Source organism: Hymenobacter sp. 102, from assembly GCF_049949205.1.
Taxonomy (GTDB): Bacteria; Bacteroidota; Bacteroidia; order Cytophagales; family Hymenobacteraceae; genus Hymenobacter.
Genome location: NZ_CP188172.1, coordinates 2,228,179 through 2,243,650 on the forward strand (window position 1 = coordinate 2,228,179; position 15,472 = coordinate 2,243,650).

At 62.1% G+C, this 15,472-nt stretch carries 11 protein-coding genes; 4 read left to right on the plus strand and 7 right to left on the minus strand.

The window, feature by feature from the left end; genetic code table 11:
• Positions 1-41: 41 nt before the first annotated feature.
• A complete protein-coding gene (locus ACN19L_RS09660; protein WP_426493273.1) occupies positions 42-476 on the minus strand; it encodes a GNAT family N-acetyltransferase in 435 nt (144 codons plus the stop codon).
• A gap of 121 nt (positions 477-597) precedes the next feature.
• Between ACN19L_RS09660 and ACN19L_RS09665 the strand changes: the two genes are divergently transcribed.
• A complete protein-coding gene (locus tag ACN19L_RS09665; protein ID WP_426493274.1) occupies positions 598-1,995 on the plus strand; it encodes a PQQ-dependent sugar dehydrogenase in 1,398 nt (465 codons plus the stop codon).
• A gap of 84 nt (positions 1,996-2,079) precedes the next feature.
• On the opposite strand, the gene ACN19L_RS09670 is transcribed toward ACN19L_RS09665, so the two are convergent.
• On the minus strand, positions 2,080-3,087 hold the full coding sequence (locus ACN19L_RS09670; RefSeq protein WP_426493275.1) for a cation diffusion facilitator family transporter: 1,008 nt from the start codon (positions 3,085-3,087) through the stop codon (positions 2,080-2,082).
• Positions 3,088-3,275: 188 nt separating this feature from the next.
• On the opposite strand from ACN19L_RS09670, the gene ACN19L_RS09675 reads away from it, so the two are divergent.
• Complete coding sequence (locus ACN19L_RS09675) at positions 3,276-4,652, plus strand: Nramp family divalent metal transporter (protein ID WP_426493574.1); 1,377 nt, start codon at positions 3,276-3,278, stop codon at positions 4,650-4,652.
• A 148-nt stretch (positions 4,653-4,800) separates the two neighbouring features.
• Complete coding sequence (locus ACN19L_RS09680; protein WP_426493276.1) at positions 4,801-7,269, plus strand: TonB-dependent receptor; 2,469 nt, start codon at positions 4,801-4,803, stop codon at positions 7,267-7,269.
• A 6-nt stretch (positions 7,270-7,275) separates the two neighbouring features.
• Here ACN19L_RS09680 and ACN19L_RS09685 read toward each other — a convergent pair.
• Positions 7,276-8,030 (minus strand): IS5 family transposase gene (locus ACN19L_RS09685; RefSeq protein ID WP_426493277.1). Its coding sequence is split into 2 segments (ribosomal slippage): positions 7,276-7,700 and positions 7,700-8,030, totalling 756 coding nucleotides; the frame shifts between segments, so codons are not numbered across the junction.
• 93 nt (positions 8,031-8,123) lie between these two features.
• Here ACN19L_RS09685 and ACN19L_RS09690 point away from each other — a divergent pair.
• Positions 8,124-8,984 (plus strand): transporter, encoded by an 861-nt coding sequence (locus ACN19L_RS09690; protein ID WP_426493278.1) that lies wholly within the window; start codon positions 8,124-8,126, stop codon positions 8,982-8,984.
• A 143-nt stretch (positions 8,985-9,127) separates the two neighbouring features.
• Here ACN19L_RS09690 and ACN19L_RS09695 read toward each other — a convergent pair whose 3' ends face one another.
• The 4 genes from ACN19L_RS09695 to ACN19L_RS09710 all read right to left on the minus strand — a co-directional run bounded on the left by ACN19L_RS09695 (position 9,128) and on the right by ACN19L_RS09710 (position 15,371).
• Complete coding sequence (locus tag ACN19L_RS09695; RefSeq protein WP_426493279.1) at positions 9,128-9,523, minus strand: SPW repeat domain-containing protein; 396 nt, start codon at positions 9,521-9,523, stop codon at positions 9,128-9,130.
• A gap of 121 nt (positions 9,524-9,644) precedes the next feature.
• Positions 9,645-10,856 carry a DUF1501 domain-containing protein gene (locus ACN19L_RS09700; RefSeq protein WP_426493280.1) on the minus strand — a complete coding sequence of 404 codons (1,212 nt, stop codon included), beginning with the start codon at positions 10,854-10,856 and terminating at the stop codon, positions 9,645-9,647.
• A 98-nt stretch (positions 10,857-10,954) separates the two neighbouring features.
• Complete coding sequence (locus tag ACN19L_RS09705; RefSeq protein WP_426493281.1) at positions 10,955-12,526, minus strand: DUF1800 domain-containing protein; 1,572 nt, start codon at positions 12,524-12,526, stop codon at positions 10,955-10,957.
• A gap of 232 nt (positions 12,527-12,758) precedes the next feature.
• A complete protein-coding gene (locus ACN19L_RS09710; protein WP_426493282.1) occupies positions 12,759-15,371 on the minus strand; it encodes a lamin tail domain-containing protein in 2,613 nt (870 codons plus the stop codon).
• Positions 15,372-15,472 lie beyond the last annotated feature (101 nt).

Here is a 15,472-nt window from a genome sequence, read left to right on the forward strand (position 1 = left end):
GCTGACAGCTAACAACCGTCATCTACCAGCCTGAAAAATACCTAATTAGCCGTGGGGACGCCATACGGGTTGGGGCGGCGGATTTCCAGGTACCGCTCGGGGGCAGCCAGCTCCTGAAAGCCAAACTGCCGGTACAGGCCGTGGGCATCCAGGGTGGCCAGCAGGTGGCGGCGCTGGTTCTGCACATCAGGGTGGGCCCACACGGCCTGCATCAGCTGCTTGCTCAGGCCCTGGCCCTGAAATTCGGGCAGCACAAATACGTCGCAGAGCCAGGCAAAGGTGGCTTTGTCGGTGACGATGCGCGCAAACCCGGCCTGTCGGCCTTCGGCCGTGTAGACGCCGAAGTTGAGGGAGTTGGCAATGGCCCGCTGCACCGTTTCGAGCGGAATACCTTTCGCCCAGTAGGATTCTTGGCTCAGGTAGCGGTGAATCAGGGCAATATCCAGGCGGGCGGGGTCGGTGCTGATGGTGAACATGGGACGCAGGAAAAGAGGCGGTGGAAAGAACGCAAAGCCCCTGCAAACGGGCACGGTTTCTCGGCCAAAAATCTTTCTCAACCGTTACTGGTTTTACCATCACCACAACAACTAGCTGACTATGAAATACCTCCACGCTTTTCTGGCCGGCGCTATCCTGAGCGGCGCCCCGCTGCTCACACGCGCGCAAACGGCCCCGGTGCTTACCACTTTCCCGGTTGGCAGCACTACGGTTACGGTTTCAGCCCTCACTACCGGACTTTCGGTGCCGTGGGAACTGGTATGGGGCCCCGATAATTTCATCTGGATGACGGAGCGGGGCGGGCGCATCAGCCGCGTGAACCCTACCACCGGGCAGGTAACGCCGCTGGTTACGCTGGCGGACGTGGTAACTTCCTCGGAAGGTGGCCTGCTGGGCATGGCCCTGCACCCTGAGCTGCTTACCACCTCGCCCTACGTGTATGTGGTGTACAACTATAATGACGCGGGCGGTCAATACAAAGAGAAGCTGGTGCGCCTGACCTACGCCAACGGTACGCTGGGCAGCCCCCTGGTGCTGCTGGACGGTATTAATGCCGTGAGCACGCACAGCGGCTCCCGCCTGCTTATTCTGCCCGACCGTACCCTGCTCATGACCACCGGCGACGCCCAGAACCGGCCGGCCGCTCAGGACCGGGCCTCGCTCAATGGCAAGGTGCTGCGCCTGAACCTGGATGGTACCGTTCCGGCCGATAACCCGGTGGCCGGCAACGCCACCTACAGCTACGGCCACCGCAACCCCCAAGGGCTGGTGCGCGCCGCTAATGGCAGAGTGTATAGCTCGGAACACGGGGAGAATGCCGAAGATGAGGTGAACATCATTGAGCCCAACCGCAACTACGGCTGGCCCACGGTGGAGGGTACCTGCAACCTGGCCAGCGAGCAGAGCTTCTGCTCGGCTAACAACGTGCGGGAGCCCATTTTCACCTGGGCGCCCACCGTAGGCGTGGCCGGCCTCACCTATTACGACCACCCGGCCATTCCGGGCTGGCGTAACAGCCTGCTGGCGGCCGTGCTGCGCGGCAACCGTGTCACTCAGATTCCGCTGGATGCGGCCGGTAGCACGGCTGGTACCAGCACTACTGTCCTGACTACTTCCGGGCGGCTGCGGGCCATCTGCGTCTCACCCCAGGGGAAAGTGTACGTGGGCACCAGCAACCGGGACGGCCGCGCCACTCCCGGCACCAACGACGACCAGATTCTGGTGCTGGAAAACCGCCTGTACACCTCGGCTAAAAAAGCCACCGCTAGTCAGTTCACCCTCTGGCCCAACCCCGCCCGCACCCAGCTCACGCTGCAGCTGACAGCGCCGGCCACTCGTAATGCTGCTGCCGAAATTCGGGATGCACTGGGCCGCGCGGTGCGCACAGTGCAATTGACGGCTGGTCAGAACACCGCGCAGGTGAGCCTGCAGGGGCTGCAGCCGGGCCTGTATTCCCTGCGCCACGACACTACCGTGCAGCGGTTTGTGGTGGAGTAAGTTGGGTGGGAGAGTATGGGAGTTTGAGGGTAGGAGTTAAAACAGACCTGTCATCCTGAGCATGTAGCGCTTCAACTCCTACCCTCAAACCCCCATACCCTCCTGCCCTACCAACTGGTGCCGCTCGTTCTTGGCCACGTTGGCCAGTGTCCAGGGAATTTCCTGGGCGAAGGCGTGCTGACGCACGGGGCAGTCGGGCATGTGGCAGTGGGAGCAAGCCGTGAAGGTGCAGGGGTCAGCATGCACGAACATTTCTACCTGCACTTCGAACTCCTGGTCCACCAGCCGTTCAATGCGGTGTACCTGCTCGTGGGTTTGCTCCAGGCTAAAGTAATAGGGCATGGTCACGTGGCAGTCGATGTGCATGTTGGCCCCGTAGCGCACCACGCGCAGGTTGTGCACGTCAATCCAAGCGGGCTCCCGGTGCTCCTGTAATTCCCGCACTACGTGCTCAACAGTGGCCGTATCGGCTTCATCCATCAGCCCCGAGACCGAGCGGCGCACCATCCGCCAGCCATTCACCACAATGAACACGCCCAGCAGCAGCGCCGCCGCCGAGTCGTACACCACGTTGCCGGTGAATACCACCAGCAGCAGCGCCGCGCAGGAAACCAGGGTACTCACCGCGTCCAGGTACAGGTGCTGCCCGTCGCCCACCAGCGTGGGCGAGTGGTGCTGCCGCCCCGCCCGAATCAGCAGAAACCCGGTGGCCAGGTTAGCCAAGGCCGTAATGAACAGCAGCAGCATCCCCCAGTCGGGCCGGGCCACGGCGTGCGGATGCAACAGGGAGTTAAGAGCCGAGTAGAAGATGTACACCCCGGCCATCAGAATCAGCCCGCCTTCAAACCCCACCGACAGATACTCAATTTTGCCGTGGCCGTAGGGGTGGTTCTCGTCCTTGGGCAGGCTGGCCAGGTAAATGCTGTACAGCGCAAACCCACTGGCTACTACGTTGATGATGGATTCCAGCGCGTCCGTCAGCACGGCCTGGGAGCGGGTGAGCAGCCAGGCGTAGAACTTCACGGCAATCAGCACCACGCTGACAACCAGTGAAAGAATAGCGTAACGGGTCTTGAGGGGCGGCGAGAACATAGGCGGCTAACGGCGAAACGGGGCGCAAAATTCCGGGGAAAAATCGGGCTTCGAAGGGTATACGCAACTTTTCTGAACAAAAGCAGTATGCAGACTGTCTTAAATTTAAATTTAGACAAGCCTAAATATTTCCTTTCTTTGTGAGTATCAACTCTTCCGACTTTAAGCCCGCCCGCCCGGCCGCCGATATGCCTGCAGTCCTACCTTCTCCTTCTACCGCTCCTTCAACGGCTGCCCCGCCACCAGAAAGCGGCTGGCGGCGGGCCCGCACGGCTCCATCGTTGCAGGAAGTGTACGCCTCGGTGAAGGTACCGGCCCAGAATGCCTCCTTCTGGCGCAAGCTGCTGGCCTTCTGGGGCCCGGGCCTGATGGTGGCCGTGGGCTACATGGACCCCGGCAACTGGGCCACCGATATTGAGGGCGGCTCCCGCTTCGGCTACACCCTGCTGTCGGTTATCCTGATTTCCAACCTGTTTGCCATGCTGCTGCAGCACCTAGCGGCCAAGCTGGGCATTGTGACGGGCCGGGATTTGGCCCAGGCCTGCCGCGACCATTACAGCAAACCCGTTTCCCGGGTGCTGTGGGTGCTCTGCGAAATTGCCATTGCCGCCTGTGATTTGGCCGAGGTCATCGGTTCGGCCATTGCTCTGAACCTGCTGTTCGGCCTGCCGCTTACCTGGGGCGTCGTGCTTACTATTCTGGATGTGCTGGTGGTACTGCTGTTCCAGAGCAAGGGCTTCCGGGTGCTGGAAAGTATTGTAGCGGGGCTGATTGTGGTGATTTTCGGGTGTTTTCTGTACGAAATCATCGTATCCCGGCCCGATTGGTTTGGCATTCTGGGCGGGCTGGTACCCCAGCCGGAAGTAGTCACCACTCCGCGTATGCTGTACATTGCCATTGGCATTCTGGGGGCCACGGTGATGCCCCACAACCTGTATCTGCACTCCAGCATTGTGCAAACCCGCGCCTTCGACCAGGATGAACCCGGCAAGCGCATGGCCATCAAGTTTGCTACCATCGACAGCACCGTGGCCCTGTTTCTGGCCTTCTTCGTGAATGCCGCTATCCTGATTACTTCAGCGGCCACCTTCCACTCCAATGGCCTGCACAACGTGGCCGATATCAGCGACGCGCACAAGCTGCTGGCTCCGGTGCTGGGCGCGGGGGCAGCCTCGGTGGTGTTTGCAGTGGCCCTGCTGGCCTCGGGCCAGAACTCCACCCTCACCGGCACCCTGGCCGGGCAGATTGTGATGGAAGGCTTCCTGGATTTGCGGCTGAAACCCTGGCTGCGGCGGCTGATTACGCGCGGTATTGCCGTAGTACCCGCTTTCATCGTAGCCTTGCTGTACGGAGAGAAAGGCACCGGCGAGCTGCTGGTACTGAGTCAGGTTATCCTCTCGCTGCAGCTCAGCTTTGCGGTGGTACCGCTGGTACTGTTTACGGGCAGCAAGGCCAAAATGGGCGTGTTCGTGAATAAGCCCTGGTTGCAGGCCATAGCTTGGGCCGTATCAGGTATTATCATCTCACTGAACGTGTATCTGCTGTACCAGACTTTCTTCGGTTAACTGAAATGCGTTTTCAGGCGGGAAAAATGACTTGGCTGTAACCCCCGGTTTCTTTCTGCTCAGAACGACAAAAAGCGCGGACATACTGCGCTTTTTTCAGCACTACAGATTTAGAGTAGCCTAAATAAATACCACTGGTCTTTCTAAAATGAAACAGCTTTTCTTCTTGTTCTTTTTCCTGAACTCAGTGCTGGGCTGGGCGCAGCAAACCGGCATGGTGCAGGGCGTAGTGCGCTCGGGCAGCCAGCCGGTGGCTTTTGCCAGCGTGGGGCTGAAGGGCAGCAAGCTAGGCACCACGGCCGATGAGAATGGGCGGTTTACGCTGGCCGCCGTACCCACCGGTAACCACCGGCTGGTGGCCAGCGCCGTGGGGTTTCAGCCAACTGAGCACAGCGTGGTGGTTACGGGTGGCACTACAACTACCGTAGAGGTGCGCGTGGCGGCCGCGCCGGCGGCTTTGCAGGAAGTGGTGGTTACGGGCGTGAGTCGGGCCACGGAAATCCGGAAAAGTCCGGTGCCGGTGGCCGTGCTCAGCAAGCGGGAAGTGCAGCTCAACAGCAACGGCAACATCATCGACGCGGCCGTGCAGGGCGTACCGGGCCTCAGCGCCGTTACTACCGGGCCCAACATCAGCAAGCCATTTATCCGGGGGCTAGGCTATAATCGGGTGCTTACGCTCTACAACGGTCTGCGCCAGGAAGGTCAGCAGTGGGGTGATGAGCACGGCATCGAAATCGACCAGTATGATATTGACCGGATTGAGGTAGTAAAGGGTCCGGCCAGCCTCATGTACGGCTCCGATGCCGTGGCCGGGGTAATTAACATGCTGCCCCGCCTGCCCACCGGCACGCCCGGCCGCCTGCACGGCGACGCCGTTACGGAGTACCAGACCAACAACAACCTGCTGGGCTCGTCCCTGGGGCTCACCTACCACCAGCGCGGCTGGCAGTATGCCACCCGGGGCTCCTACCGCCGGGCCCAGAACTACCGCAACGCCCTGGAAGGCCGGGTGTACGGCACCGCCTTCCGCGAGCTGAACCTGACCGCCATGGCCGGCGTGGAAAAAAGCTGGGGCAGCAGCCACTTCACGGCCACGCTCTACGACAACCTGCAGGAAATACCCGACGGCAGCCGCGACTCCCTGAGCCGGCGCTTTACCCGGCAGGTAGTTGAGGGCGAGCAGGACGACATCAAGAGCCGCCCGCTGGTACCGGCTGCTGACCTGAGCACCTACCGCCTCAACCCGCTGCACCAGCACATTCAGCACTACCGGCTGCTGAACCGTACGCGCCTGCGGCTGGGAACCGGAGAGCTGCACACGCTGCTGGGTGTGCAGCAAAACCAGCGGCGGGAGTACAACCACCCCACTGCTCCGCGCCAGCCGGGCCTCGCTGTGGACCTGACAACCACGACCTACGATGCGCGTTATGCCGCGCCCACCTGGCAGGGCCTGGAAGCCACCGTGGGCCTGAACGGTATGCACCAGCGTAACCAGAACCGCAACGCCACCGACTTCCCCATTCCGGACTACAGTCTGACGGATGTGGGCGGCTACCTGCACCTGAAAAAGGCCTGGGGGCCGCTGGAGCTTTCGGGCGGGTTGCGCTACGATTCCCGCTGGCTGCGCTGGGACGATTTTTACGTGGGCCTGGATACGCGCACGGGCTTTGCCCAGCAGGTGAGCCGCGCCGAAGCAGCCGGTACGGAACCCCAGTTCGGTGCCTTCCGCACGCGCTACCAGGGTGTATCAGCCAGTGCGGGGGCCACGTATTCCCTTTCCGAGAAGTTGCTGCTGCGGGCCAACGTGGCGCGGGGATACCGGGCCCCGAACATTACGGAAGTGGGCTCCAACGGCCTCGACCCCGGCGCGCACATCGTGTACCTGGGCAACCGCACGTTTGGGCCGGAGTTCAGCCTGCAGGAGGATATCGGGCTGAGCGCCTACCTGCCCGATGCCGAGCTGAGCGCCAGCGTATTCAACAACGACATCCAGCACTACATCTACCAGGCCCGCCTGACCGACGCCGACGGGCAGCCGGTGGTGCTGGTGCCGGGCAATGCTACCTACCAGTACCAGCAGGGCCGGGCCCGGCTGTATGGCACCGAAATTACGGCCAACCTACACCCGCGGGCTTGGCCCATGCTGGCTTTCAACAACAGCCTGGCCTACGTAACCGGCCTCAATAAGCAACCCAGCCTACTGGAAAACCACGGCCGCGCCGCCCGCTACCTGCCCCTGATTCCGCCCCTGCACACCCGCTCCGAGCTGCGCCTGAGCAGCCAGCAAAGCTGGCGGCACTTCACGGGCGGCTACCTGCGGGCCGTGCTGGACTACCACGCTACTCAGAACCGTTTCTACGCCGTGGATAACACCGAAACCCGCACGGCTGGTTACGCGCTGCTGGGCCTGGGTGCGGGCATCAGCCTGACTCACGGCCCCGAGAAGCGGGAGTGGCTGAGCTTAATTATGCAATTGGACAACGTGCTGAACATGGTGTATCAGTCGCACCTTAACCGCCTGAAGTACTTTGAGTACTATGCCGCCTCGCCCACCGGGCGCACGGGTATTTTTAACCAGGGGCGCAATTTCACGCTGAAGGTGAGCACCACTTTCTAGGAATTGTTAACAGTCGCGCAACCACAGGACGGTTGCGGCGAGGTGAATAAAGGCCAGGAAATGAGCATCGAGCTTGTCATAGCGCGTGGCCAGGCGGCGAAACTGCTTGAGGCGGCTGAACAGCCGTTCCACCGGGTGCCGTTGGGCGTAGCGCAGTGGGTCATAGGCCCGGGGATGCCGACGCTTGCGCCGGGGCGGAATGACGGCTTGCGTGCCGCGGCGGGCCAGTTCGGCCACCAGCGGGTCAGAATCGTAGCCCCGGTCGGCGATGAGCCAGGCCGGGGCCAACCCGGTGAGCAGTGCCAGGGCCTGCGGGGCATCGTGTCGCTGACCGGCCGTGAGCCGGCAGCGGCGCAGGCGGCCCCGAGCGTCGGCCGCCACGTGCAGCTTGGTGGTCAGCCCGCCGCGGCTGCGGCCGAGGGCTTGCGGCCCGTTTTTTTGCGCGCCCCGCTCGCGTGCTGGTGCGCCCGTACGGTGGTGGAATCGACCAGCAGCGTATGCAGCGCCGCCTCGTCCTGCACGGCTTCGAACACGCGTTGCCACACGCCCGAGGCCGCCCAGCGCTGGAAACGTGTGTACGTCGTGTGCCAGTTGCCCCGTTCGGCAGGCAGGGCCCGCCACCGCGCCCCGTTGCGCGCCAACCACAGCACGGCTTCCACGAACTGCCGGTTGTCCCGGCCCCGTCCACCGCTGGTGCCCGGCCGGCCCGGCAACAACGGCGCCAACCGCGCCCACTGCGCGTCCGTTAATAGCTGTTCCATGCCGCAAAATAACCACTGTTAACACTTCCTAAACCCTATCCTTCGATGGTTGCGTAGGGGCGGAAATACGTGCTACTCCCCTCCTTCCGCTCTATGTTGAACCGCTACTTACCCGTTGCGCTGCTCGGCCTGCTCCTGCCCGGGCAACTGCTGGCCCAGGACAAGCCACCCACCTCCCCCTACGACTCCGCCCACTTCGACCTGTTCCATCCGGTGCCGCGCAACCGCCTGCGTCCCCTGCGGCCCGACCGCCCCGGCATCACCGAAAGTCCGTTTACCATGGATGCCGGCCACTTTCAGCTGGAAGTGGATGCCCTGCGCCTCATCAACTCCCGCGGCGACGAGGACCAGGAGCGCACCTGGAAAGCGGCGTACTCGGTGTTTAAGCTGGGGCTGAGCCGCCGCACCGACGTGCAGCTGGAAGTGCCCCTCTATAAAATCCAGAAGCAGCGCCCGACTGAACAAGCCAGCTGGCAGAACCAGCGGGGCTTCGGCGACATGGCCCTGCGGGTGAAGCACAACTTTCTGGGCGACGACCAGGACGGCCCCATTGCCATGGCGGTGGTGGCGTACGGGCGGCTGCCCACCGGCCGCCACTCCGGCAACGGAGCCGTGGAAGGCGGGCTGATTTTGCCCGTCAACATTGAATTACCGCACAAATTCAACCTGGATGTGCAGGCGGAAGGTAACGTGAACTTCGACTACGAAGCCCGCCAGCACTACCTGGAATTTATGCCCTCCGTGGCCCTGGACCATGAGTTTTCGGAGGTATTCAGCTTTCTGGTGGAAGGCGTGGGCCAGTGGGATGCTATGCAGCGGCGCTGGGGAGCCTCCATCAACGTGGCCCCCATCTTTACCCTCACCAACAACCTGCAGCTGGACCTGGGCACCCACCTGGCCCTCAACCGCCGCACCGACCGGGAGTTTTTCGTGGGTCTCACGTTCCGTCGCTAGACAACACTGGCTTACTGCAAGCCCGCCTCCACAACGCCACGCTGAGCAAAGCTGAGGAATGACGGCTGGTAAATCACCCCAATAAACCCAAACAGGCGGCTTCCGCTCTGGAAGCCGCCTGTTTGGCACTAACAAACCTCTTGCTAATGAGGCAGTGCCGCGCCCGTATTATGGGTAGTGGCAGTGTGCGTTTGAGCGCGCCAATCGGTGAGAAAATACACAATCAGAAACACCACGCCGGCACCCATAAACAGGTTGCGGGCCGTCACGTTGTCATCGGCAAACCCAAACAGGAAGGGCGAAACCAATAACGCCAATCCGCTTACCAATTCCAGCTTACCGTGCACCGGGAAGGGAATGACGCGCATCAGTCCCAGCGGGAAGTTGGTGAGCAAAGTAATGAGCAGGTACCCCACTGCCAGCACGTAGCAAACGGTGGCGTAGGTGCCCTGCAAATTGAAGAGCGAAGGAGCCGCAGCAAAGAAGGCCACGGTCAGGTAATCGAGGATGCCGTGAGCGGCGGGCGAAAGAACTTTCATAGCGGGTACAGGTAAGGTGAAGAACAGTTTTCACCCAGCTATACTCGCCTGATTTTCAGAATGATATCGTCGAGCTGCGTTTTTTTTGCTAGCGTAGAGCTTGCTTTACCCGATTTCTACCTCACGCCAACAGCCCGTTCATGCGCGCAAACCGGCTGCCCAACACGGCCGTATCATCGGCTTCCAGCCAGTCGTGCAGCACGGTGGCGTAGAGGCTGCGGAAGTCGAGCTGGTGGCGCAGGTCGCCGTCCTGGAGGTTGGCCAGGTCAGGGGCGGCGTTGAGGATGCCTTTCTGTTTGAGTCCGCCACCGAGCAGCAGCACGTTGTTGGCGGTGCCGTGGTCGGTGCCGTTGCTGGCGTTCTGGCCCACGCGGCGGCCGAATTCCGAAAACACCAGCACCAGCGTATCGTCGAGGTTGCCGGCTTTCTGCAAGTCTTCTACGAATGAGGCCAGCCCGTCCGATAAGTCGCCCAGCAGCTTGCCCTGCTGCTCCCGCTGCCGCACGTGGGTATCAAACCCGCTCAGCGACACATAATAGACCCGCGAGGCCACGCCGGAATTAATCAGCTCGGCGGTGGTTTTCAGGTTGCGGCCGAACTCGGTATTCGGGTACGCCACCGCCGATTTGTACACCTTGGCGTTCTGGTACAGGTAATCGGCGGAAGACGAGGTTTCGGCCAGCGTCTTATACAGGTAATCCAGCTCCGACAGGTTGCCCTGGGGCTTTTCACCGCTGACCTGGGCGATGAAGCGGTTCTGGGTTATCTGATGGAACTTCTCCGGGTTTTTCAGGGCCAGCCCTTTGCGCTGCCGGCCCTTCATGGCTAGGCTCAGTGTATCATCTACCTCTAACCCGTTGTACGGCAGCTGACAGGCCGCGCAGTTGGAGTCGAGGTAGCGGCCGAGCCAGCCGGTGCTCAGGTACTGGTCGGAAGCCGAACCACTCTGCCAGATATCCATGGAGCGAAAGTGCGACCTATCGGGGTTGGGATACCCCACCGAGTTAAGCACGGCCACCTGGCCCTGGTCGTAGAGGCCCTTGAGGCGGGTCATACTAGGGTTCAGGCCCAGGCCCTGGTCGAGCGTCAGGATGCCGCTTTGCTGCCGGATGCCAAGCGTGGGTCTCGCCTTGTAGTACAGGTCGTTTTCGTAGGGAATGATGGTGTTCAGACCGTCGTTGCCGCCACCCAGCTGCACCACCACGAGGCGGCGGCCCCGGGCGTCGCGCAGGTCCCGCAGGCCCTGGCGGTCCAGCGCGTGCAGAAATTTAGGCACAAACAGCAGGCTGCTGGCCAGCACGGAAGATTTGAGAAAGTCGCGGCGGGAAGTCATACGCTATACAGTTTTGTCATTCCGAGCGAAGCGAGGAATCTGAGTTACTTGTGCAATGACAGACCCAGATTCCTCGCTTCGCTCGGAATGACACGTTTTTACATCAATTGGTACTCCGGCAAGCTCAACAGGGCTGTTACCGTGGTGCGCAGGCGGTCTTCGGCGGGAACTTTGCTGGCCATTTGCTGGATAAGGGCGAGGTTATCGGGCCGGAGTGGGGTCTGGAGCAGGAACTGACCGAGTTGGGCCGCTTGCTGGGCAGGTGGGGTTCTGGCGAGCAGCGCCTGCACCGGCGCCAACCGCAGGGTGGTTTTTACCGGTTGCTGAAACGTGCGGTCGGCCTGGCCGAGGTTGGGAGCAATGTCGTTTTCATCCTGCTTCAGCGATACGCTGAACTCCGCATTTTTGAGCAGCACCGCGGGCAGCTGCAGTCGGTACAATAGGCTTGAGGAGTCGATCCAGTTGCGGCCACCCGGCCAGCCAGCCACGTTTGGCGGCTGAAACAAGGTCTGCCCCAACGCTTTCTGAAACACAATCAAGGGCTTGTCATTCACGAGCTGCAGCCCCAGTGTGCGCTTGATACCCGCCAACAGTTCCACCGGCGACTTAATGCGCGTACCCACGTTGGCAGGGTCGTAAAACCAGTCGGCTGAAAACATCTGCTCCAGCAACGCCCGGATGTCGTAGCCGCTGCGGAAAAACGCCTGCGCCAGCGGCCCGATGTGCTGCGGGTTGGGCACGTCGTTCACGAAAAACCGGTACAGTTTGGTGGTGATGAACTCCGCGCAGGCCGGCTGCTCCAGAATGATGCTGAGCACCTCCTCGCCCCCGAAGTTGCCGGTGCGACCCAGGAAGGTTTTGGGCCCGTCATCGTGCTGCTTCTCCCGGAACACGAAAGCTCCCTGCCCATCGTAGCCCCAGCCAGTGAAGGCGCGGGCGGCCTCTTTCACATCGGCTTCGGCGTAGTGGCCCCGGCCCAGCGTGAACAGCTCCATTACCTCCCGGGCAAAGTTCTCATTAGGGTGCTGCTTGCGGTTTTGCTGGTTGTTGAGAAATTGCAGCATAGCCGGCTCCTTGCTCACGGCCAGCAGCAAGTCGCCAAACTTGCCCAGCGCCAGTTGCCGGATGGTGTTGTTCAGGTGCAGGGCCGCATCGGGGCGGCGTACCCGGCAGGCAAAGTGCCCGTGCCAGAATAAGGTCAACTTCTCACGCAACTGCGCCGGTGACGTGGCCATGCGCTGCAGCCAGCCGGTATTCATAGCATAAAAAGCCTCCCGAATACTCTGATTCTGCAGTTTACGCTGTTCAGACGTCATTTCCTGACGGCGTAGCAGCGGCGGCTGATTGCGGCCCTGTGCGCCAGCTAGTCCTGAACGAGCTGCCATCCCCCCTGCCGGCACACGCTGCGTCTGGCTGGCTGGCCTAGCCGTCTGATCGGGGGTGGTCACCTTGCTGTTCTGCGGGGTGCCGCTGCCCGGTGCTACCGGCCGGAACTGGGTCAGGGGCTCCGAATAGCGCATCTGGGGGCTATCCAGCAGCTCTACTTTCTCGGAATTCTGCAGAAGTTGGCGCAGGGCTTTACGGGGCGGGATGCCCGCCGTCACGTCCTCGGGCCGGGGCCCAAACCCCGCCCGCCAATACAGGTGCTGCAGTTGCTGTTGCGTCGTCATATCCGGTTGGACGCGGGAACAGCCCTTGGGTTTAACCAAGCCCCCTCGCCTACACGTCATTGCGAGCGGAGCGAAGCAATCCTTCCTTTTCTACGCGCCCACCGTTGTCCTATTCCAAAGCCCCCGCTTGCGCGATAAACGGGGGCTTGCTGCTTTTCAGGGATTAGAGCAGGGAAGGGAAGGATTGCTTCGACACTGGCTTGATTCGCCACATGCTCGCAATGACGACTTCTTATTGCCGTGCCCCTACCACTACCGTTCTGCGGTATTCCCGTTTCTGGCCGCTGCCGGGGCGGAACAGCTCCACGTGCAGAATGTAGTAGCCCACGCTGGCCTTCTGGCCCCGGTCGGTGAGGCCATCCCACTGCCAGGTGCCTTGGGTGGCCAGGGTTTCGTTGCGTACGAGGCGGCGGGCCAGGCGGCCCTGGGCGTCGTAAATAGTGACGGAACCGGCGTAGCCCGGCTGGTCGAGCTGGTAGGCCAGGGTGGTGAAATCCTGCTGGCCGTCATCATCGGGGGTGAAGAGTTCCGGCTCCAACGTCAGCACACCGGTACCAGTCACATCGGGTTGCTGCTGGGAGTTGGGGCGGCCGGGCGTGGCGTAGCCCACGCTGCCTGCTGCCGAGTGGAAGTTGCCGGCCTCGCTCGGGCCAGTGGCCCGAATCCGCTCCAGGGATACACCCTCCACGTTATCCAGCAGCTTCAGGTGCTGGGTGGCAGCGTAGGCGTATGTATCCAGCACCTGGCCCCGGCTATCAAACAGCACTACCCTACCGGCGTCATCCGGGAAGGTGGGCAGGGCTGGCAGTTGCAGCAGTCGAGCCGCATCGGTGCTGTTGGGGTACTGCTGCTGCACTATATCGGGACGGGTGGTGAAGGCCAGCAGGCCACTAGGCGGCAGCAGTACCGGCCCGCTACTGATGGGCTCCGCATCCACTGAGGTATCGGGGCGCTGGTTGCCCAGCTGCCAGCCCTGCAGGTCCAGAAACTTGCCGGAACGGTTCAGGATTTCCACGAAATCCACGCCGCCAGTGCGTGGGTTGAATAGGATTTCATTGATTACCACGTCACCCGCGGCCACCGCTGCCGGCAAGGCAAACGTAGCGGAGGTAGCGGGGCCACTGGCATTACCGGCGCAATCCACAGCCCGCTGAACAGTTACCGTCAGCGGCTGGTTGGCAGTGAGCGGGGCCGCCAGCGTCAAATCTACCACCCGAAAATCAGGCCCCACTGGCGCGGCGCGCAGAATACTGGTAGTTGGGGTGATAGAGTACAGGGCCACGCTAGCGGCGGCCACGCTATCCAGCTTTTCTCCGAAGTACAGCCGCACGGTGGTAGGGCTCAGCGCCAGGGCGCGCAGCAGGGCCGGCGCGATCCGATCGGGGTTGGCGGTGCGTACGGAGTTGGCGCGGCCGGGCGTACCGCCCCTGGCATCCTCACTGGCTTTCCAGTTGTCGGCCCCGGCGCAGGGGTTGGCCGTGTCCAGCATTTCCAGCGTCCAGCCGCCGTCTTTCTTACGCGCATCCCGGTACCACGCATCCGAGTAGCTCACCTCGAACAGCGTGCGGCCATCCTTGCCGCGCAGTACCAGCTGGTCGGCAGCGTTGCCGAAACTGGGAAAATTGGTTAGCCCGAATACTTTGCCGTAGCTGGCGAACAGCGCCGTGCGGGTACTGCCGCACACTACGGCATACTCGCCCGGCAGCAGCACCGCTCCGGCCGGAAATACGGCCGGGTTGCTGGTGCTGCCCGGTTTCAGCAAGCGCACTCCTGCCAAATCCATTACGGCCGTAGCCGAGGGGTTATGAATTTCAAGGAACTCCGCAGCCGGCAGCCCTACTACCGGCGTTTCATCGGCCATGATTTCCGTCATGAGCAGCTGGTTGAAGCCGGGCGCCACGGCAAAGCCATTGTTCTGGAAAGTCGCCGTGAGCGGCCCGGCGGCCACGTTCCCAAACGCATCGGCCACGTTGCGGGCCTCCACCGTAAGGCTCCCCAGCGGTAAATCGGCGGCCAGCGTGAGGTGTACCACGGTGGGGTCCTGGACGTCGCGCGCGGCGGCTGTTACGGCCGAGCTGCCCGTACTCAGCCGGTAGCTGCCCCCCGACTGCGCGGCGGCCACGGCCTCGTTAAACGTGAGGTCAAGCTGACGGGCAGACGCCGCCGCGGCCTGCAGCAGCAGCGGCGCGGCAGCGTCCGTCACCCGAAAATCATCGAAGTAGAATGACCGGTTGTTGGTGGAGGAATACGTGCAGTACACCCCGAAATACGCGCTGCGCTGGTGCGTAGCATCCGTTGCGCTGCCCTCACTCACGTAGGTAGTGTTACCGGTCACATCCCGCTCCAGCGTCCACACGTTGGCCAAACTGCGCGTTACGCGTACCCGGACCAGGTTATTGTTCGTGGAGCTAAGGGTAGCATCCTGCCCGTTGATGACGTACACCGGGCTGCCGGTGGCGTCCTTGCGGAACAGGGCCACCTCATCGGGGGTGCCGCCCAGGCGCACAAAGTAGCCCTTGGTGCCGCTGGCTTTCAGGTCGGGCTGGTCGGCTAGTAGCCACACGTCGGCGTAGTTACCGCTGCTGGTGGCCAGTTTCAGGTTGGCCCAGAACTCCCAGGTGGTACCGGTGGTAGCGGCGCAGGGCGTTATCAGCTGCAGCTCGGTGCCGGTGGTAGCGGGGCCGGTAGTTTGCAGCTGCTGGGCAGCATTTACCTGGAACGAGGCTACGTCGCCGGTCCAGGCGGGATTTTGAGTAAAGTTGCCGTCAGTGAAGGAATCGGCAAGCTGAGCAGTAGCGGCGCGCGCGAAAAGCAGCACCAGACAGGGTAGCAGTAGTTTTTTCACATTGAATACGGGTTGCCGGGGCAGCGGCTCCGTAGCCCGGCTGCGCCCCTGTTTATTGCCTGAAATATACCCAGAAATCAATGCCCGCGCCACCGTACCTT